Annotated in this window: 18 protein-coding genes; 12 read left to right on the top strand and 6 right to left on the bottom strand. The window is 73.1% G+C overall.

Features of this window, described 5'->3' with window-relative positions; genetic code table 11:
- Positions 1–77: 77 nt before the first annotated feature.
- The 6 genes from ACWD0F_RS48730 to ACWD0F_RS48705 are packed head-to-tail and all read right to left on the bottom strand — an operon-like array spanning position 78 to position 8,679.
- Positions 78–605: a flavin reductase family protein gene (locus tag ACWD0F_RS48730; protein WP_449889498.1), complete on the bottom strand. Its 528-nt coding sequence runs from the start codon at positions 603–605 to the stop codon at positions 78–80.
- Positions 606–611: 6 nt separating this feature from the next.
- The gene (locus ACWD0F_RS48725) at positions 612–1,856 is read right to left on the bottom strand and encodes a cation:proton antiporter (RefSeq protein ID WP_449889497.1); all 1,245 of its coding nucleotides are present in this window, start codon (positions 1,854–1,856) and stop codon (positions 612–614) included.
- Positions 1,856–3,403, bottom strand: a complete 1,548-nt coding sequence (locus ACWD0F_RS48720; protein ID WP_449889495.1) for a tryptophan halogenase family protein — start codon at positions 3,401–3,403, stop codon at positions 1,856–1,858. Before ACWD0F_RS48720 ends, ACWD0F_RS48725 begins: the two co-directional genes overlap by 1 nt.
- A gap of 49 nt (positions 3,404–3,452) precedes the next feature.
- On the bottom strand, positions 3,453–4,223 hold the full coding sequence (locus ACWD0F_RS48715) for an ABC transporter permease (protein WP_449889493.1): 771 nt from the start codon (positions 4,221–4,223) through the stop codon (positions 3,453–3,455).
- Positions 4,220–5,164: an ATP-binding cassette domain-containing protein gene (locus ACWD0F_RS48710; protein ID WP_449889491.1), complete on the bottom strand. Its 945-nt coding sequence runs from the start codon at positions 5,162–5,164 to the stop codon at positions 4,220–4,222. Before ACWD0F_RS48710 ends, ACWD0F_RS48715 begins: the two co-directional genes overlap by 4 nt.
- Positions 5,161–8,679, bottom strand: coding sequence for a non-ribosomal peptide synthetase (locus tag ACWD0F_RS48705; RefSeq protein ID WP_449889489.1), 3,519 nt, complete (start codon positions 8,677–8,679; stop codon positions 5,161–5,163). Before ACWD0F_RS48705 ends, ACWD0F_RS48710 begins: the two co-directional genes overlap by 4 nt.
- Before the next feature lie 121 nt (positions 8,680–8,800).
- On the opposite strand from ACWD0F_RS48705, the gene ACWD0F_RS48700 reads away from it, so the two are divergent.
- Genes ACWD0F_RS48700 through ACWD0F_RS48645 form a run of 12 tightly spaced genes read left to right on the top strand, consistent with a single transcriptional unit; the run spans position 8,801 to position 20,064 of the window.
- A complete protein-coding gene (locus ACWD0F_RS48700) occupies positions 8,801–10,357 on the top strand; it encodes a lyase family protein (RefSeq protein WP_449889487.1) in 1,557 nt (518 codons plus the stop codon).
- Entirely contained in the window at positions 10,354–11,241 is an 888-nt protein-coding gene (locus ACWD0F_RS48695; protein ID WP_449889485.1) for a GHMP family kinase ATP-binding protein, read from the top strand. The genes ACWD0F_RS48700 and ACWD0F_RS48695 overlap by 4 nt, the downstream gene beginning before the upstream one ends.
- On the top strand, positions 11,223–12,272 hold the full coding sequence (locus ACWD0F_RS48690; RefSeq protein ID WP_449889483.1) for a PLP-dependent cysteine synthase family protein: 1,050 nt from the start codon (positions 11,223–11,225) through the stop codon (positions 12,270–12,272). Before ACWD0F_RS48695 ends, ACWD0F_RS48690 begins: the two co-directional genes overlap by 19 nt.
- Positions 12,248–13,477, top strand: coding sequence for an ATP-grasp domain-containing protein (locus ACWD0F_RS48685; RefSeq protein ID WP_449889481.1), 1,230 nt, complete (start codon positions 12,248–12,250; stop codon positions 13,475–13,477). The genes ACWD0F_RS48690 and ACWD0F_RS48685 overlap by 25 nt, the downstream gene beginning before the upstream one ends.
- Positions 13,474–13,767, top strand: coding sequence for a Dabb family protein (locus tag ACWD0F_RS48680; protein WP_449889479.1), 294 nt, complete (start codon positions 13,474–13,476; stop codon positions 13,765–13,767). Before ACWD0F_RS48685 ends, ACWD0F_RS48680 begins: the two co-directional genes overlap by 4 nt.
- Positions 13,768–13,777: 10 nt before the next feature.
- Positions 13,778–15,175, top strand: a complete 1,398-nt coding sequence (locus ACWD0F_RS48675) for a phenylacetate--CoA ligase family protein (RefSeq protein WP_449889476.1) — start codon at positions 13,778–13,780, stop codon at positions 15,173–15,175.
- The gene (locus ACWD0F_RS48670; protein ID WP_449889474.1) at positions 15,175–16,137 is read left to right on the top strand and encodes a branched-chain amino acid transaminase; all 963 of its coding nucleotides are present in this window, start codon (positions 15,175–15,177) and stop codon (positions 16,135–16,137) included. The genes ACWD0F_RS48675 and ACWD0F_RS48670 overlap by 1 nt, the downstream gene beginning before the upstream one ends.
- The gene (locus ACWD0F_RS48665) at positions 16,134–16,736 is read left to right on the top strand and encodes a hypothetical protein (RefSeq protein ID WP_449889473.1); all 603 of its coding nucleotides are present in this window, start codon (positions 16,134–16,136) and stop codon (positions 16,734–16,736) included. The genes ACWD0F_RS48670 and ACWD0F_RS48665 overlap by 4 nt, the downstream gene beginning before the upstream one ends.
- Positions 16,737–16,762: 26 nt before the next feature.
- Positions 16,763–17,740 carry an ornithine cyclodeaminase family protein gene (locus ACWD0F_RS48660; RefSeq protein WP_449889472.1) on the top strand — a complete coding sequence of 326 codons (978 nt, stop codon included), beginning with the start codon at positions 16,763–16,765 and terminating at the stop codon, positions 17,738–17,740.
- A complete protein-coding gene (locus tag ACWD0F_RS48655; RefSeq protein ID WP_449889470.1) occupies positions 17,737–18,546 on the top strand; it encodes a PhzF family phenazine biosynthesis protein in 810 nt (269 codons plus the stop codon). The genes ACWD0F_RS48660 and ACWD0F_RS48655 overlap by 4 nt, the downstream gene beginning before the upstream one ends.
- Positions 18,543–18,836, top strand: coding sequence for a DUF1330 domain-containing protein (locus ACWD0F_RS48650; RefSeq protein WP_449889468.1), 294 nt, complete (start codon positions 18,543–18,545; stop codon positions 18,834–18,836). The genes ACWD0F_RS48655 and ACWD0F_RS48650 overlap by 4 nt, the downstream gene beginning before the upstream one ends.
- Positions 18,829–20,064 carry a cytochrome P450 gene (locus ACWD0F_RS48645; RefSeq protein WP_449889466.1) on the top strand — a complete coding sequence of 412 codons (1,236 nt, stop codon included), beginning with the start codon at positions 18,829–18,831 and terminating at the stop codon, positions 20,062–20,064. The genes ACWD0F_RS48650 and ACWD0F_RS48645 overlap by 8 nt, the downstream gene beginning before the upstream one ends.
- Positions 20,065–20,081 lie beyond the last annotated feature (17 nt).

Below are 20,081 nucleotides of genomic sequence, written 5' to 3'. Positions count from 1 at the left end.
CGCGGCCCCCCTCCCCCCGGGGGGCGGGGGGGGGGCCCCCCCCCCCCCACCCCGCCCCCGGTCCCGGGTGGCCCCGGTCAGCCGCCGGCCGGCCAGTGGCCGTAGCGGCGCAGGCCGTACAGCAGGGGCCGGGCCTCGGTCAGGGTGGAGATGCGGAACGGCTCGCCGAACACCATGCGCTGCGGCCCCACCGGCACACTCTGGGTCACCCGGCAGTCCGCCACCGAGTGCGCCGCCTCGTACAGATGCGGGCCGCCGTACCCGCTCTCGTGCTCCCACGCCACCAGGTCGAAGCGGTCCGGATCCCCGGAGGCGAACAGCTCCGCCGTCTCCCTGGCCCGCTCGTGCAGCAGGTTGACGGCGAAGCGACCGCTGTCGAGCAGCGCCCGCAACGTCGGGCTCGCCGCGCGGACGCCGATGATCAGCGTCGGCGGCTCGACGCTGGCGCTGCACATCGCCGAGCAGGTCATGCCCCAGTGCTTGCCCAGCCGGTCCGTGGCGGTGATGATCGCCACTCCGCTCGGGAAGCCGGCCATGAAGCCGCGGAAGCGGCCAGGGAGACGATCCGCGGCCGGGGCCGTGGCCTCACTCCGGAGTACGGTCATGCCGCGTCACCTCCTCGCGGCCGGTGTGATGTTCGGTTCCATGGGATCGTCCTTCGCGATCGGCACGTATCGGTCGGCCGCGTTCAGCAGCACACCGCTGAGCCCGGTCGTGATCAGGGCCATGAGGAGAAACGCCAGGTACAGCCCCGACGGCAGGAGACCGGCGCTGTAACCGGCCTGGAGGATGACGATCTCCGTCAGGCCCCTCGTGTTCATCAGCACGGCGAGCCGCGCGCCCGAGGCCGGCGACCGGCCCCCGGCGCGGGCCCCCGCGTAGCTGCCGCCCATCTTGGCCGCGATCGCCACGACGGTGACCACCAGCGCCGCCGGCCAGGAGAAGGCGCCACCGGGGGCCGCCGCCAGCGCGGCGCCGGTGCTGACGAAGAGCACCGGCAACATCGTGCGGCCGATCCGCCCCAGCAGCTCCGCCACCCTCGCCCACGGGCCGGGACGCTCCTCGGCGGGCAGCGCCAGGCCGACGAGCACCGCGCCGAAGACCTCGGTGAGCCCGAAGCCGCCGGTCGCGGTGGCCGCCGCCCACGCGACGGCGCCCACCACGACCGGCGCGGCCCGGGGGAACCTGCCCGCCAGCGAGCGCGGCACCAGCCGCCGCAGCAGCAGCGCGGCGCCCGCCCCCGCCACCAGCACGGCCAGCGCGGCGGCCGGGCCGCCGCCGTGCGCCGCCCCGAGAGCGATCGCGAGCAGCACCCACGTCACGACGTCGATGCCCGAGGCGCTCAGCAGCGACAGCCGCCCCTCCTCGGTGTGCTCCATGCGGCGATCCCGCAGGATCCCGGCCAGGACGGGCACCGCGGTGACCGTCAGCGCGACCGCCACCATCAGCGTGAACGCGACGGCGGGCGCGTCGCCGCGCAACATCGGGTCGCCGCCCTCGATCAGCCACCACGCCACCAGGACGCCGGCGGTCAGCGGGATGACGGCCGAGCCGATCGACAGGCCCGTGGCGGCCCGCAGGAGGCGGCGGTCGAGGCCCGCCCGCATCCCGTGCCCCGTGCCCACCAGGAACAGGGCCACGCCCAGATGGCCGGCCTGGCCGAGCAGCCCCCAGGCGGGCGGCCCGCCCCAGGGCAGGCCGCCCCACTCCACGTGCGGCAGCAGGAGCCAGCCGAAGGCCAGGCAGAGCGCGATCTCGACGACCACCGCCGGCTGGCGGGTCAGGCGGGCGAGCAGCCGCGCGACGAGGACGACGACGACGGTGGCCGCGGCCACGAGCAGGGTTGCCACGGCCATCAGCGCATCTGGGAGAGGTATTCGTACTGGCTGGGCAGGCTCTTGACCAGATCCCTGGACTGATCCCTGATCAACTGGAACTCCTTGTCGGCCGCCGTGCCGTCCATGAGCGCCAGCGCCGGCGCCGGCTTGACCGCCTGCCCGCCGAGACCGAGCAGGATCGCCAGGTAGGAGTACGCCTCGAAGCCGTGGTAGTGGGGGAAGATCGAGGACTCCGTGGGCAGCTTCGCCTTCCACTGCTCCATGCGCTCGGCGAACCCGTCCGGGACCGCCCTGGTCTTGGCGTCGCGCCAGTACCGGTTGTCGTTGCGCGCGGCGCCCCGATAGTGCAGGACGAGGAACTCGCGCACCCCCTCGATCGCCCGCGTCACCGACAGGTTGTACGCGTCCCGCAGCGCGGGATCCCAGTCGGCGGCCGGGAAGTGCTTGACGAGCTGCTCGATGCCGTTCTGGATGAAGAAGATCCCGGTGGACTCCAGGGGCTCGACGAACCCGCTGGACAGGCCGATGGCCACGCAGTTGCCCACCCAGGAGCGCCGGGTGCGGCCGATGCGCATCTTGATGTGGTTGGCCTCCATGTCGTCCGCCTCGGGCCCGACGAACTCGCGCAGCGTGCGCTCGGCCTCCTCCGGTGAGCAGTAGTCGCCGGCGTACACGTAGCCGGTGCCGATGCGGCCGTACAGCGGGATGGTCCAGATCCAGCCCGCCTCCTGGGCGGTGGCCGTGGTGCAGGGCCGCAGTCCCCGGCGTTCCATGTCCACCGGCACGCGCAGCGCGACGGCGCTGTCGTTCGGCAGGTTCTCCTGGAAGGAGATGAACGGCTCCTCCAGCGCCTGGTTGATGAGCAGGCCGCGGAAGCCGGTGCAGTCGATGAACAGGTCGCCCTCGACCTGGCCGTGCTCCCGCGTCTGCACGTGGCTGATCCAGCCGCGCTGGTCGCGGCCCACGTCCAGGACGTCGTCGAGGATCTGTACCGCGCCGCGCTCCTTGGCGTGCTCGGCCAGGAAGGCGGCCAGCAGCGCCGCGTCGAAGTGGTAGGCGTAGGGGAACTGGGTGCCCTGCTCCGACAGCGTGGTCCGGATGCCCTCGGGCTCGGGGTTCTCCACGAAGTCCTGCTCGAACAGCCGGCCGTCGAGGTAGCGCGGCGAGCGATCGGCGTCGGCGATGGCCGCCATCAGGAACGCGTCCCGGTCGAAACGGTCGCCGGGCCGCTTGTGCACCCACCAGTCCGTCAGCGGGAAGCCGTCGACGACCCGCAGCCGCTCGAACGGGTGGTAGAAGTGGTGGCCGGGCTCCCGCCAGTTCTCGAACCGGATGCCGAGCTTGTACGTCGCGTTGCAGTGCGGCATCCAATCCTGCTCACGCAGGCCGAGGAAGCCGAAGAAATGCCGAATGGTGCTGAAAGTGGCCTCGCCGACACCGATCGGCGAGATTCTCTTCGACTCGACCACCGTGACCGCGATGTTGCTCCCGAATGCCGCCCGCAAATACGCGGCCGTCATCCAGCCCGCAGTTCCGCCGCCGACGATGACAACTTTCTTGAGCATGGGAATCCATCCGTTCTCGTGAATTGACTTGCGCACCTGAGTGCATGCGTCACGCGCGCCGGTAGAAGCGCGCGACCGACATCGGGGCGAACACCACGAGAATCGCGGTGATCCAGGCGATCGCGCCGGTGATCGACTGCGGGCTGGCGTGGCCGTCGAGCAGTCCGCGCGAGGCGTCCACGACCAGCGTGATGGGGTTGAGATCGGCGAAGACGCGCAGCCACGTGGGCATGCCGTCGGTCGGCACGAGCGCGGAGCTGCCGAACTGGAAGGGCAGCACCCACAGGGAGGTCACCGTCGAGACGGTGGTGATGCTGCGGACGGAGACCCCGATGAAGACCGCGATCCACGACATGGCGATGCCGAAGCCCATGAGCAGCGCGACCGCGCCGAGCGTGCCCGCCATCCCGCCGAGCAGCCGGAACCCGATGAGCGTCGAGCAGCCGATGATGACGACGAGGCTCAGCAACATCCGCATGCTGTCGGCGATGACCCGGCCCGTCAGCACCGCCGACCTGGAGATGGGCAGCGAGCGGAACCGGTCGACGACCCCGGAGTTGAAGTCCACGGACATCCCGACGCCCGTGGTCCTGGAGATGATCATCAGGTTGATGGCCATGATGCCCGGGATGAAATACTGGGCGTAGTCCGTCACGTTGCCCGCGATGGCGGCGCCGAACACGGCGACGAAGATGACCGAGATGACCACCGGGGTCACCGTCGCGTCGAGCAGCAGGCCGGGCTCGCCCTTGATCTGGACGAGGTTGCGCCGGGTCATCACGGCGGCGTCCCTGAACGCGTCCTTCGGCGAGCGGTTCATGAGTCCTCCCTGGTCAGCGCGAGGAAGACCTCGTCGAGGCTGGGCGTGCGGGTGCCGAACCCGGTGACCGTGACATTGGCGCCGGCCAGGGCCCGCAGGGCGGTGGTCAGGTCTTCGTCGCGGGCCAGCGCCATGTGCAGCACGTTCTCCCCGGACGCGTCGGAGGGTGCGGCCACCGGGGTCAGACCGGCGCGGGCCAGCGCGGCCCTGGCCTCGGCCAGGTCTCCCAGCGCGGTCTGCGCGTACAGAAGCTGGCCGCCGACCCGGGAGCGCAGCTCCTTGGGGGTGCCGCGGGCGATGACCCGGCCGTGGTCCACCACGACCACGTCGTCGGCGAGCACCTCCGCCTCCTCCATGTGCTGGGTGGTCAGCAGCAGGGTCATGCCGTCGTCGGTCATGGTGCGGATGACGTCCCACAACTCCTTGCGGCTGCGCGGGTCGAGCCCGGTGGACGGCTCGTCGAGGTAGAGGATCCGCGGGCGGCCGATCAGGCTGGCGGCCAGGTCGAGGCGGCGGCGCATGCCGCCGGAGTAGCCCTTCGCCGTACGGGCGCCGGAGGCGCTCAGGCCGAACAGCTCCAGCATCTCGTCGGCGCGGGCCCTGGCCCGGCGCGGGCTCTCGCCGAGCAGCCGGGCCAGCATGTAGAGGTTCTCGCGGCCCGAGATGCCCTCGTCGATCGTGGCGTACTGGCCGACGACCGCGATCACCTGCCGGACGCCCTGGGGGTCGCGCATGACGTCGTGCCCGGCGACCACGGCGCGGCCCGAGTCCGGGCGCTCCAGGGTGGACAGGATCCTGACGATCGTGGTCTTGCCCGCGCCGTTGGGGCCGAGCAGGCCCAGCACGGTCCCGGCGGGCACGTCGAGGTCGACGCCCTTGAGCGCCGCCACCTCGCCGAAGCGCTTGGTCAGGCCCTCGACGACGATCCCGCCGCCGGTCATCGGGTCACCGCCGTGGGGTGGCCCATGGACACCAGGATCTCGCGCGGGCCCTCATAGGGCTCGCGGCTGTGGGCGGTGCGCAGGTTGTCGACGATCATCAGGTCGCCGTCGCGCCACGGCTCGCGTACCGTGCACGTCTCGTAGACCTTGTTGATCAGCTCGACCTCCTCGGGGCCGATCGGCTCGCCGTCGCCGTAGAAGGTGTTGAACGGCAGGCGGCCGGGGCCGTACACCTCCACGAGGTACTCGCGCACCTCCGGGCTCATCGTCCAGGCGTTCAGGAAGGCGACCTGGTTGAACCAGCAGCGCCGCCCGGTGACCGGGTGGGTGATGACGGCGGGCCTGCGCTGCCGCGTCGACAGCCCGCCGTCCCGCCACTCGGCCTCGATCCCGTGGTCGCGGCAGTACGCTTCCACGCGGGCCGGATCGGTGGTGCCGAAGGCGTCCTGCCAGGGCACCCCGATGTCGTCGTTGTAGTGCCGGGTCAGCACCCAGCCTTCGCGTTCGAACCGCTCGACCAGCTCGCCGGGCAGCCGCTCCAGCACGGCCGCGGCGTCGGCCAGCGCGGTGATCCCGCCGCTCGCGGGCGCCGTGCGGCAGCCGAACAGCAACAACCGGGGCGGCTCGGCCAGGTGGCTCAGCTCGTGGTGCATGCACATCGGCTGGTCCGGCGGCCAGAGCGAGGAGGAGTACACCCCGCCGCCGTGGTCGTGGCGCGGGGCGAAGCCCTCCCGCTCGGGCATCGGCTCGCCGAGCAGCTCGCTCGCCACCCGCCGCATGCCCGCGATCCCGTCCAGGGCGAGCCCCCGGACGAGGACCGCGCCGTGCTCGGCGGCGAGCGCCGCCGGGTCCTGCTCGCGCAGCCAGGCGGCGTCCGCCCCGGCCGGCGCGGCGAGCACGGCCGGCCGGCCAGGGGCCAGGGTCAGCGTGGGCGGGTGGTCGCGGCCGGCCGCCGGCGCGGCCGGCCGGCCGGTGGCCGAGCCCGGCCAGGGCGGCCGGTCGGAGGCGAGGGGCTCAGGAGCGGGCTGCTCGGCGGCGAGTCGTTCGGGGGCGAGTCGGTCAAGGGCGGGCCGCTCGGGGATGAGGGCGGTGTCGGGCATGTCGTGGCTACCTCCGTCGATGAATGATGCGAAGTCGGCGAGCACGGGGTACGCGGCGAGCGTCCTGGGCGTGGCCTGCGCGCCCAGCTTGGCCAGGAAGCCGATCGCCGACAGCGACGTCCCGCCCAGGGCGAAGAAGTCGTCGCCGCGCCCGACGCGGTCCTCGGGAACGCGCAGGACCCGGGCCCAGAGCGCGGCCAGGCGCCGCTCGGTCGCCGTCACGGGCGGCTCGTACGCCGACGACGCCTGCCACGACTCCCGCGCCAGCCCGGCCAGCCGCCTCTTGTCGATCTTCCCGTTCGCGGTCAGCGGCAACGACTCCATCCAGTGCGCCCGCGCGGGCACCATGTACGCCGGCAACGTCTCCGACAGCGCGGCCCGCGCCACGTCCGCTGCGAGGGCCGGGTCGGCCGTGTAGAAGGCGACGAGCTGCCGGCCGCTGTCCGTGGTCTCGGCCACGACCACCGCGCCGTCACGGATCCCCGGCACGTCCGCCAGCGCGCTCTCGACCTCGCCGAGCTCGATCCGGTGCCCGCGGATCTTGACCTGCCCGTCCCTGCGGCCGAGGAAGGCCAGCTTGCCGTCGGGCCGCCAGTATCCGAAGTCGCCCGACCGGTACAGGCGCTCGCCCGGCCGGTGCGGGTCGCCGGCGAACGCCAGCAGCGTGCGCTCCGGGTCGCCGACGTAGCAGCGCGCCACGCAGCGCCCGGAGAAGGCGATCTCGCCCGGCGAGCCGAGCGGGACCGGCCGGTCGCCCTCGTCCAGGACGTAGACGCGCGCGCCGCCGATCGGCGCCCCGATGGGCACGCCGTCCCCGTCCGGGGGCCGGCGCAGCAGCTCGTGGTTGGTGTCGTCGTGCGTCTCGGTCAGCCCGTACGCGTTGAGCACCCCGACCCCCGGGAAGCGGGCGAACCAGCGCGACAGCAGCTCCTTCTTCACCGCCTCCCCGGTCACCGACAGGAAGCGCAGGTCCGGCAGGTCACGCGGCTCGTCGTCGAGGTGGGTGAGCACGGCCTCCAGGTACGACGGGACGAGCTGCGCCACGTTGACCCGGCGCTCGGCCATCGTCGCGGCGAAGCGGCGCACGTCGAGCACGACGTCCTGCTCGACGATCAGCGTGCGCGCCCCGGCCAGCGGGGCGGCCAGGAGTTGCCAGAGCGAGATGTCGAAGCACTGCGGGGCCGTCTGCGCGACCACCTGCCCGGGGCCGATCTCCAGATCGCCGATCTTGGCGTGCAGATGGTTGAGCATGCCCGCGTGCTCGCACAAGGCCCCCTTGGGCAGGCCGGTGGAGCCGGAGGTGAAGTAGATGTAGGCGCCCTGGCCGGCCGCCACCGGGACCTCGGGGTCGTGGTCGCGGGGATGGGCCTGGCAGTCCGCGTACGTGATCGCCGCCCGGCCGCCCGCGACCGGGCCGGGGGCCAGGACGTGACGGCAGGAGGAGCGCTCCAGCATCGTGGCCACCCGCTCGGCCGGGAAGTGCGGCTCGACCGGCAGGTACACCCCGCCCGCCTTGAACACGCCGATGACCGAGGCCATCCAGTCCAGGTCACGCTCGCCGATCACGGCCACGACGTCCTCGGCGGCCAGGCCGCGGTCGAGGAGCGTCCAGGCGATCCGGTTGGCGCGGGCGTTGAGCTCGGCGTACGTCCAGGCGGCCGGACCCTGCTCGGCGGCGATGGCGGCAGGGTGGCGGCGTACCCGCTCCTCGAACAGTTCGTGGAAGCGGCGGTCCGGCAGCGCGCGCGGCGCGCCGGCGAGCACGTCGAGCTGGTGGCGCAGCTCCGCCTCCGACAGCAGGCTCCGCCCGCCGTGGGGGGCGGCCCGATCGCCGGCCAGCAGCTCCAGCGCCCGCCGGTAGTAGCCGGCGATCCTGGTGGCGTGCCCGCCATCCATCGAGTCCCGGCGGTAGCGCAGCCGGATCCGCTCCCCGGGCACGTCCACGCCCACCCGGAGCACGGCCTCGGCGTCGGCGTCGTGGCCGCCGTCAGGGCCGCCATCAGGGCCGCCGTCGTGGCCGCTGTCGGAGTCGTCAGGGCCGTCGCCGGGGCTGTTCAGGTCCAGGACGGTCTCCATGGGCCCGGTCGCCGGGGCGGTGTCCTGGCGCGCGGCGCGGGCCGCCGCGTCGATCAGCTCCGCCCACGAGCCGTCCCGCACGTCGAGGCGGCACGTCACCGCCGCGGCGGCCCCCTCGGGCCGGTAGCCGGTGACCACGCGCGTCTCGCCCGCCAGCGTCGCCAGCACCCTGGCGTGCGCGGCCAGCAGCACCGCGGGCAGCGGGCCGCCGGCCGTGGCGAGCAGGCCGGGAGGCAGCGACACCGTCACCTCGCCCGTTCCGGTCCGTACGGTCTCGCGGCTGTGCCACCGTGGCACACGCGTCGGCGCGGACGCCTCCTGCGGGTTCTCCGGGTCCACCCGAGCCACCTCCTTCGGCTTTACCCGGGAGGCTATGGACGCCGTTTATCCGCGCCATATCGCCGCCATTTCATAAACGGCTGAAAACGCCGCGATAAGGAGCGCCCCTAGCTTTTCCGCCATGGCTAGACTGACGGGCCGGATTGGCGGCGCCCCCGCGACTCTGCTGCACGAGGAAGTGCTTGAGCCGCAGTTCTCCCACGACGTGCGGCACCTGCTCCCGCACTATCTGCACATCGAGAAGGTGCTCCTGGCCGAGTACCGGCGGATGGGCATCCTGACCGCGGACGAGACCCGGGTGATCGCCCGCGTGCTCGACGGGATCGAGCCGGGGGAGCTCACGGCCGATCCGCACGAGAACATGTCCGATCTGTCGTTCGGCGTCGAACGCCTGGTGAGCCGGGCGAACCCGGCGCCCGCCTGGCATGTCGACCGCAGCAGGAACGACGCGCAGGCGTGCGCGCAGCTCATGTTCGGCCGGGAACGGATGGTGCGGATCGCCGAAGAGCTGCTCGCCTGCGCCGCCGCCGCGCACGAGCTGGCGGTCGCGCACACCGACGCGCCGATGCCCGGATACACGCATCTGCAGGCGGCGCAGGTCATCACGCCGGGCTTCTACCTCACCGCACTGGTGGAGCACCTGCTGCACGGCGCGCGCCGGCTGCTGGCGACCTACGACCACGCCGACCGCTCGCCCCTGGGGTCCGGCGCCATGGCCGGGCAGGAACTGCCCTGGGACCGGGACGCCATGGCGGAGCTGCTCGGCTTCGCCGGGCCCGTGACGCACGCCCTGGCCGGCGTCGCCTCCCGCGCGTGGCTGACGGAGCTGGCCGGTGAGTGCGCGACCTTCGCCACCGGACTGAACCGGTTCGTGACCGACCTGATGACGTGGGCGGGCGGGCGGCACGGCCTCGTCGAGCTGCCCGACGAGCTGGCCGGCATCTCCTCGGCGATGCCGCAGAAGAAGAACTATCCGATCTTCGAACGCATCCGCGGCAAGACCGCGCACCTGCTGTCCTGGTACGTCGACGTGTGCGCCGCCCAGCGCGGCACTCCGTACAGCAACACGGTCGAGGCCGCCAAGGAGGGCGGCGCGCAGCTCCTGACCGCGACGCAGTCGCTGGAGAGCGCGCTGCGGCTGCTCGCGCTGGCGCTGCGCCACATGATCTTCCCCGCCGAGCGGGGGCTGGCGGGGTGCACGGGCGAGTTCCTCGGCGGGTTCTCCCTGGCCAACCGGCTGACCCTGGAGGAGGGCGTGCCCTGGCGGACCGCCCAGGTGATCGCCGGCCTCTACATCGCCGGCTCCGGGCCTCCCGAGCAAAGCCGCAACGGTGCCACCGACGCCGGGCCTCCCGAGCAGGGCCGCAACGGTGCCGGGCATCCCGAGCAAATCAGCAACGGTGCCACCGGTGCCGGGCTGCTGGCCGGGATCGCGCGGGAGCACGGCCATCCGCTCCGGGATCCCGGCGCGCTGCTCGCGGACCTGCACGCGCCCGAGGCCGAGCTGCGGCGCAAGCGGTCCGCCGGCTCGGCCTCGCCGGAGTCGGTCCGGCGGATGCTGGCCGGCCAGGAGCTGGAGCTGGAGTCGCTGGACAAGGAGTGGGCGGCCCGCCGCCACGTCGCGCGGACCGCACCGGCCCACGTGAACGAGCTGCTCGGAGCAGGGGAGGGGACGTGATCGGCACCGGCATCGCGTACGGCACCTTCGGCGAGCTCTTGCAGGGCCGGCTGACCGGATCCGTCGACTTCCTCGTCACGCTGCCCATCCCGCGCTTCAGCCGCGCGGTCTTCCACCTCGACCTCGGCACCGACGAGGTCGAGGTCCGGCCGGCGCACAAGCTGAAGTCGCTCAGGGCCGCCAGGAGCATGCTGGAGCTGCGCGACGCGCGCTGCGGCGGCGTGCTGACGGTGGAGAGCGACCTGCCCGAGGGCAAGGGCTTCAGCAGCTCATCGGCCGACCTGGTGGCCACCGCCCGCGCGGTCGGCGAGGCCGTCGGCGCCACGCCGGACCCGGCCGAGATCGAGGCGCTGCTGCGGCCGATCGAGCCCACCGACGGCGTCATGTACGACGGCGTCGTCGCCTTCCTGCACCGCGAGGTCCGCCTGCTGGCCAGGCTGGGCCACCTGCCGCCGATGACGATCGTCAGCGTGGACGAGGGCGGCAAGGTCGACACCATCGCCTTCAACCGGTTGCCCAAGCCGTTCCTCCCGGCCGACCTGCGGGAGTACGAGCGGCTGCTGGACACGCTGGTCGTGGCCGTGTCGGCGGGCGACACCAAGGAGATCGGCCGGGTCGCCACCCGCAGCGCCGTGCTGAACCAGCGGCTCAACCCCAAGCGCACGATCGAGCCGATGCGGGCCGTCTGCGAGGCGGTCGGCGGGCTCGGCATCGCGGTCGCGCACAGCGGCACCGCCGTCGGGCTGCTGCTGGACGACGCCGATCCGCGCTTCCCCGACCAGCTCGACCGTGCCAGGCGGGCCTGCGTCCGGCTGGCCGGCCACGCCCACGTCTATCACTCGCTCGCCGTGCCCGAGGAGGTTCGATGCTTCACCAGGACATGATCGCCGCCATCGGGCACACCCCGCTGGTCAGGCTCGCCCTGCCGGGGACGGGCGCGTACGCCAAGCTGGAGCTGCAGAACCCGTTCGCCATGAAGGACCGCGTCGCGCGGCAGGTCGTCCTGGCCGCGCGCGAGAGCGGGGAGCTGGCCCCGGGCGCGCCCATCGTGGAGAGCTCGTCCGGGACGATGGCGCTGGGCGTCGCCCTGGTCGGCACCGCCCTCGGCCATCCGGTGCACATCGTCACCGACCCGCGGATCGACCCGATCACCCTGACCAAGCTGCGCGCGCTGGGCTGCTACGTGCACATCGTGGAGCGGATGACCGCGCAGGGCTGGCAGAGCGCCCGGCTGGAGCGCCTGGCCGAGCTGCGGGCCACGCTGCCCGGCTCCTTCTGGCCCCGGCAGTACAGCAACCCGGACAACCCGCGGGCCTACCGCACGCTGGCCGAGGAGCTGATCGCCGACCTCGGGCACGTGGACGTGCTGGTCGGCGCGGTGGGCAGCGGCGGGTCGCTGTGCGGCACCGCGAACGCGCTGCGCGAGCGGCTGCCGGAGTTGTGGACGGTGGGGGTGGACTGCGTCGGCAGCGTCATCTTCGGCCAGCCCGACCTGCCCGGCCGGCTGCAGGGCGGGCTGGGCAACAGCCTGGTGCCGGCGAACGTCGACCACTCCGTGATCGACGAGGTGCACTGGCTCAACGACCGCGAGGCGTTCGAGTCGACCCTGGCCCTGGCCGCCGAGCAGCAGATCTTCGGCGGCAACACCTCGGGCTCGGTCTACCGGGTGCTCAGCCACCTGGCGGCCGTCGAGCCGCCCGGAACCAAGATCGTGGCCATCATGGCCGACCGCGGCGACCGCTACGCCGCCACCGTCTACGACGAGACGCACTGGCTGGAGAAGGAACTGCACCGCCTGCCCGCCGCCGCCGCGCCCGTGGAGGTGAGCGCGTCGGAGACGGTGCGCGACTGGTCGTACTGCTTCCCAGGATCGAGACGCAGGGAGTCGAGATGCGCCGCTGCCTTGCCTTCATAGAGGCCAACACCACCGGCACCGGGATGATGGCCCTGCGGACCGCCAGGGACCTCGGGCTGGAGCCGCTGTTCTTCACCGGCCGGCCCGAGCGCTACCGGGGGCTGGCCGGCTCCGGGGCCGAGGTGGTGCGCTGCGACACCAACGACCCGGCGGAGCTGCGCGCGGCCGTGACCCGCTGGGCCGGCCGGTTGTGCGGCGTGACCACGACCAGCGACTTCTACGTGGCCGCCGCCGCCGAGCTGGCGGCCGCCCTGGGCCTGCCCGGCAATCCGCCGGAGGTCGTGCGGCTCTGCCGCGACAAGGGCAGGATGCGCCGGGAGCTGGCCGGGGCGGGGGTGCGGCAGCCCAGGTTCGAGGTGGTCACGGAGCCGGGCCAGATCCCCGCCGCGCTCGCCCGGGTCGGGCTGCCGTGCGTGGCCAAGCCGGTGGACGGCTCGGGGTCTGAGCACGTACGGCTGTGCGAGAGCGAGGAGGAGACGCTCGACCACGCCGGCCGGGTGCTGGCGGTGCGGACGAACGTGCGCGGCCAGCCGTCCGCCGGGGCGGTGCTGCTGGAGGAGTACCTGCGGGGTCCCGAGTTCAGCGTCGAGACCTTCCACGTCCGTGGGGAGCCGACCTGCGTGGGCGTCGTGGCCAAGACGCTGACCGGGCACCCGTACTTCGTGGAGTCCGGGCACGTCTACCCGGCCCCGCTCACCCCGCTGGAGGGCGAGGCGATCGTCGCGACCACGCAGGCGGCGCTCGCGGCGGTCGGCGTCCGGGACGGCCCCACCCACACGGAGGTGAAGCTGCTGCCGGACGGCGTGGCGCTCGTCGAGATCAACCCGCGCCTGGCCGGCGGCATGATCCCGGAGCTGGTCCGCCTCGTGGACGGCCTCGACCTGCTCGAACAGCAGCTCCGCGGCGCGGCCGGCATGCCGGTGACGCTCGCGACCAGGCGACGCGGGTACGCGGGCGTGCGCTTCCTGACCGCCGAACGCCCCGGCGTGCTGCGCACGGGCGCGGGCTGGCGGGAGGCCGAGCTGCTGCCCGGGGTGGAGAGCGTCGTGGTCACCGCCGAGCCGGGGACGCGCGTGTCGCCGCCGCGCAGCGCGTACGACCGGCTCGGACACGTGATCGCGCGCGGCACGACCGTCCGGGAGCTCAGCGCGCGGCTGGAGGCGGCGGTTCCCAGCCTTCTGATGGAAGCGGGTGAACGATCGTGATCAGGCACATCGTGCTCTTCAAGCTGAAGCCGCAGTTCAGCTGGCAGGACGAGTGCGTCGTCCGGGCCGAGCGGACGGCGGCCGAGGTCGGCCGGCAGGTGGGCGACCTCCTTGAATGGCGGGTCGGCAGGAACGTCTCCGACCGCGACATCGCCTACGACTTCGTCGTCATGGGCCTGGTCTCCGACGAGGAGGCCCTGCGGCGGTATCTGGTCCACCCCTTCCATCAGCAGTCCGTGCGGCAGTGGCGGGAAATCAGCGACTGGGTCGTCGCAGATCTTGAGGAGTGAGGGATAACCGATGTTCACCGTCTACCATCCGGAGCTCGCCGACCTGGCGAGATCTCTGTCCGAGCAGCACCGTGACTTCCTGGCGGGCCGCTGGGACGCCGGCCGCCTGGCCGGGCACCAGGCCGAACGGCTGCGGGCGACGCTCGCCTACGCCGGGCGGCGCTCGCCGTTCTACCGGGCCCGGCTGGACGGCCTGGCCGAGGGCGACGACTTCGCGAGTGTGCCGTTCACCACCAAACAGGACCTGCGCGACGCCGGCGTGGACATCTTGTCGCGCCCGATGCACGAGGCGTGGATCTTCTACGAGACCACCGGCACGACCGGGGTCTCCACGCCGTGCCCCCGCGACAACGTCGACACCCTGCACAACAACAGCGTGCTCACCGCCTACTACGGCACCGTGTTCGACCAGTACGGCGACCGTCAGGTGATCGGCGTCTCCGGCCCCTCCGAGCTGCACGCCACGGGCGACACCTTCGGGGACGTCTGCCGTAACCTCGGTCTGGCGGTGGCCAAGATGTGGCCGCACTCGCCGATGATCGGGTTCGGCCGGGCGCTGGAGGTCATGCGCCTGCTGCCGATCACCGGCCTGTTCTGCACACCCGGGATGGCGTTGTCGCTGGCCAAGAAGGCGGTCGAGGCCGGGCTCGACCCGCGCGCCGACTTCTCGCTCGACGTGTTCATGCTCACCGGCGAGCTCGCCTCGCCGAGCCTGCTGGCCAACATCGGCGAGTTGTGGGGCGCCCGCGCCTACAACGCGCTCTACGCCTCCCAGGAGGCGTCGGTGCTGGCCGCGTCGGGAGCCGACGGCGCGCTCTACACGGCGCCGCTGATCAACTACTACGAGGTCATCGACCCGGAGACCACGCTGCCGGCCCCGGCGGGCCCGGACGGCGTGCGGCAGGGCGAGCTGGTGATCACGAACCTGTACCAGGGGGCCAAGCCGCTGATCCGCTACCGGACCGGCGACATGGTGCGGATGAGCCCCGAGGCGCCGGGCGCGAGCGTGCCCGCGCCCCGGGTGGAGGTGCTCGGCCGCGTCGGCGACCAGCTGGAGGTCAACGGCCGCCGCATCACCGGCTACGACCTGGAGGACCTGCTGCTGCGGCACGTCCGCGGCTACCTCGACTACCAGGTCGTGCTGGCGGACGAGCACATCGGCCTGGTGCTGCACGGCGACGTCGCCCCCGGCGACCCCGGGCTGCTCCTGGCCCGCGAGGAGTGCCGCGACACCCTCGGCGCCGAGCTGGTCGTCTCCTTCGGCGACCCCGGCGCCATCACGAGCACCGGCGCCATGGTGAGCTGGAAGGCCGCCAGAGTGGTCGACCGCCGCTCCGGCCGCCGGGACTCCGCCCGGGACGAGCGTGAGGCGCGCGCCGCCCACGCCCTCGCCGCCCGGAGGCGGTGATGCGGCCCCTGCCCGGCCGCTGGGTCTACCACGACGGCGCGTTCACGCCGTTCGCGGAGGTAGGGCTGCCGCCGACGACCCAGGGCCTGCACTACGGCACCGGCGTGTTCGAGGGGATCAGGGCGTACGCCACGCCCGGGGGCGAGGACGCCCATCTGTTCCGCGCGCAGGACCACTACCGGCGCTTCCTGCGCTCGTGCCGGCTGCTGCGCATCGATCCCGGCCTGACGGCCGGCGAGCTGACGGACGTGACCGTCGAGCTGCTGCGGCGCAACGGCGACCAGGGCGACGTGTACGTCCGGCCGCTGGCGTACAAGCTGGGCCTGCTGCCGGGCACTCCGCCGGGCGTGAACCTGAGCGGCGTGTCCGGCGCCGTGACCATCGTGGCCTCCCGGCTCGGCGCCTACGCCCCGCCCGGCGGCGTGCGGTGCCTGATCAGCTCGTGGCGGCGGCCCAGCCGCGCCGCGCTGCCCGTACAGGCCAAGATCACCGGCGCGTACGTCAACAACGCGCTGGCCGTCGACGACGCCCGCGCCGCCGGCTTCGACGACGCCATCCTGCTGAACGAGGCGGGACAGGTCGCCGAGGCGAGCACGGCCAACGTGTTCGTGGTGCGGGGAGGACGGCTGGCCACCCCGCCGGCCGACGCCGACATCCTGCCCGGGATCACCAGGGACACCGTGCTCACGCTGGCCGCCGAGCTGGGGCTGCCCGCCGCGGAGTCGCCGCTGCATCCGGCGGACCTGCTGCTGGCCGATGAGGTCTTCCTCACCGGCACCGGGATCGGCGTCACCCCCGTGATCGAGATCAACGGGCGGCCCATCGGCGCCGGCGCGCCGGGGCCCGTCACCACCCACCTCGCCCGCCGGTACGGCCAGGCCGTCCGCGCCGAGCGGGAGGACACCCACGGATGGCTCACCCCGGTGCGAACCGGCGTTGCGGAAGCGGTGGCGAACGCATGAACCGGTCCGACACGGAACCACTCGGCTGGATGGACCTCGAAGCGCACGACCGCGTGACGCTTGAGGCGATCGCGACGCTCGGCCCCGCGGGCACGAGCAGCGAGACGGCGGCCACCCTGCTGTGGGACCGCCTCTCCCCGGCACCGGGGGAGCCGGAGATCCGCCTGCTCGACACCTACGAGGAGGCCGCCCAGGCCCTGCTCGACAGGCGCGTCAGCCACTTCGTCGTGGCCAACGCCTACCGGTCCGTCAACGAGTTCTACATGGACACCCGGATGGCCCTGGGCGGGGCTTTCATCATGGACACCCCGCTGTACGGGCTGGCCAAGTCCCGCGGGCACGACATGGTGCCGCCCGAGCCGACGATCGCCACGCATCCGGCCCCCGCCCCGCTCATCGCGCAGCTCCTGCCGGCGCACTACCGGCCGGGCAAGGTGCTGATCATGAACTCGACGAGCGCCGCGGCCATGGCGGTCAGCGGCGGCTCCATCGATCTCGCGCTCACCACCGCGCCGTCCGTGGAGACGTACGGCCTGGAGTTCATCTCGCGGACCCGGCCGATCCGCATGTTGTGGTCCGTGTTCGTCGCGGCCGACTAGCCCCCGCTCACCGGAAGGAGAGGACCATGTTGTTCCTCGACGGCCAGGCCGTGCGCAAGGCCCTGCCCATCGACGAGGCGATCGGCCTGATGGCCGGCGTCATGCGCGCCTACAGCGCGGGGGAGGTGACGCAACCGCTCCGCGCCGTCCTGCGGCCCGAGTCGGACGACGGTGTCTTCGCCGCGATGCCCAGCCACGTCCCCGGCTTCGGGTACGCCATCAAGGCCATCTCGTTGCGGCCCGGCAACCCCGCCAGGGGACTGCCCGCCCACGTCGGCGTGGTCATCGTGTTCGACCCGGAGACCGGCTACCCGATGGCCCTGCTGGACGCCGCCGAGCTGACCGCCGTGCGCACCGCCGCCGTGTCGGCCGCGGCCACCGACGCCCTGGCGCGGCCGGAGGCGGGCGACCTGGCCCTCATCGGCGCCGGGGTGCAGGCCCGCAGCCACCTGGAGGCCCTGGCGGCGGTGCGGCCGCTGCGCCGGGTCCGCGTGTACAGCCCCAGCACCGCGGCGGACCTGCGGAGCTGGGCCGGCACCTGGCTCGGCGTGCCGGTCGAGGTCATGCCCTCGGCCGCGGCCGCCCTGGAGGGCGCGGACCTGGTCTGCACCGTCACCTCCGCGAGCGAGCCGGTCGTGGTGGGCCGCGACCTCGCGCCCGGCGCGCACGTCAACGCGGTCGGGGCGTCCGTGCCGGGAGCCAGGGAGCTGGACTCGGCGGCGGTCGCGCGGTGCGCGGTGTTCGTCGACAGCAGGCAGTCGGCCTTCGCCGAGTCGACCGACCTGCGGGCGCCCATGGACGAGGGCCTGATCGGGCCCGATCACGTACGCGCTGAGCTGGGCGAGGTGCTGCTCGGCCGGCACCCGGGCCGCGGCGACGACCGGGAGATCACCCTCTACAAGTCCCTCGGCATGGCCGCGCAGGACGTCGTCGCGGGCTTCGCGGCGGCCAAGGCCGCGCGGGAGTCGGGGCTCGGACTCCACGTCGCCTTCCCCGCGTCATGAAGATCTTCGTGGTGGACGCCTTCGCGTCGCGGGCGTTCGGCGGCAACCCGGCGGGGGTGTGCCTGCTCGACCGGCCGCGCGACCCCCGCTGGATGCAGTCGGTGGCCTCGGAGCTGAACCTGTCGGAGACCGCGTTCGTCGACCGGTCGGCCGGCGGCGACGGCATCGGCCTGCGCTGGTTCACCCCCGGCGGGGAGGTGGACCTGTGCGGGCACGCCACCCTGGCCGCGGCCCACGTGCTCTGGGAGCGCGAAGGGGAGCCGCGGGCCCGGCTGCGCTTCCGTACCCGCAGCGGCGTGCTGGAGACCGAGCGGGGCGCGGACGGGATCAGGCTCGACCTGCCCGCCGAGCCGCCCGAGCCGATCGAGGAGCCCGCAGGGCTGGCCGCCGCGCTGGGCGCGCGGCCGGTCTGGACCGGCCGCAACCGGTTCGACTACCTCGTCGAGCTGGCCGGGGAGGCGGAGGTGGCCGCGCTGGAGCCGGACTTCGCCGCGCTCGCGGCCTTCCCGGTCCGCGGCGTCATCGTGACAGCGGGCCGGAGCAGTGGCGAGCCCGGCGGGCACGACTTCGTGTCGCGGTTCTTCGCGCCGCGCCACGGCGTGAACGAGGACCCCGTGACCGGCTCGGCGCACTGCTGCCTGGGCCCGTTCTGGGGCGCCCGGCTGGGGCGGAGCGACCTCCTCGGCCACCAGATCTCGCCCAGGGGCGGACGCGTGCGCGTGACGCTCCTCGGCGACCGCGTCGCCCTCGACGGCCGCGCGGTGATCTTCATGAGCGGCGAACTCCACGACCAGGAGGAACAATGACCACGTTCGTCATCGGCAACGTCGCCGTCATCCCCGACAAGGAGAAGATGGCGGAGTACCGCGCGAAGGTGCTGGCCACCCTCCAGGCGTACGGCGGCGGCTTCGCCATCCGCGGCGGCGCGTTCGACGTGCTCGAAGGGGACTGGCGGCCCACCCATCTGTCGGTGATGCGCTTCCCCAGCGCGGAGCAGGCCAGACGCTGGTACGACTCGCCCGAGTACGCCGAGATCGTGCCGCTGCGCGAAGGCGTCCACATGGACCTGATCCTCGTGGACGGCCCCGATGCCTGAGCTGCCCCGCGATCTGCGCGAGCTGGACCTGGCCGACCCGCGCACGTTCAGCGACCACGACCAGTACGAGATCTGGCGCCGCCTGCGCCGCGAGGCGCCCGTCTTCTGGAACGCCCCCCGCGGCGGGAACGCCGGCTTCTGGGCGCTGACCAAGTACGACGACGTCGTGGCCGTCTACAAGGACGGCGAGACCTACACCTCCGAACGCGGCAACGTGCTGACCACCCTGCTGGCGGGCGGTGACTCGGCGGTCGGGCGGATGCTGGCGGTGACGGACGGCAAACGCCACCAGGACCTGCGCAACGTCCTGCTCAAAGCGTTCTCGCCACGCGCCCTCGCGTACGTGGCCGAGCGCGTGCGGAGCAACACCCGCGACCGCGTCCGCGCCGGGCTCGAGCTGGGCACCTGCGACTTCGCCGCGGACGTGGCCGAGAAGATCCCGATCAACACGATCTCCGACCTGCTGGGCGTCCCGGACGGCGACCGCGACCTCCTGCTGCGCCTCACCAAGACGGCGCTCAGCAGCGACACCGAGAGCGACGACCCCGAGGAGGCCGCCGAGGAGTCGCTGATGGCGCGCAACGAGATCCTCCTCTACTTCGACGACCTGGTGACCGAGCGCCGCGCCAGGCCGCGCGAGGACGTCATCTCCACGCTGGTCCAGGCCGTCGTGGACGGCCGGCCGGTCTCGCCCGACGACGTCGTCTTCAACTGCTACAGCCTGATCATCGGCGGCGACGAGACCAGCCGCCTCACCATGATCGGCATGGTGCCGGCGCTGTCCGGCAACCCCGATCAGTGGGCCGCGCTCAAGAGCGGCGAGGTGAGCGTCCAGAGCGCCGTCGAGGAGATCCTGCGCTGGGTCAGCCCCGCCATGCACTTCGGCAGGGCGGCCGTGCGCGACGTCACCATCAGGGGGCAGGACATCGCCGCGGGCGACATCGTCACGCTCTGGAACTCCGCCGCCAACCGCGACGAGGACGTCTTCACCGACCCCGAGGGCCTGAACCTGGCCCGCACCCCCAACCGGCACGCCAGCTTCGGGTACGGGCCGCACTTCTGCCTCGGCGCCTACCTGGGCCGCACCGAGATCGGCGCGATGCTGGAGGCGCTGCGCGACCTCGTGGACGAGATGCACATCACCGCCGAGCCCGAGCGCCTGCGTTCCAACCTGCTGAGCGGAATAACGAGCCTGCAGGTGAAATTGACGCCCCGCTCCCGGAATTAAGCCGCCGATATCCCGGC

It is taken from the genome of Nonomuraea sp. NPDC002799 (assembly GCF_053592075.1).
This window is presented reverse-complemented; position numbering and strand designations above follow the sequence as displayed.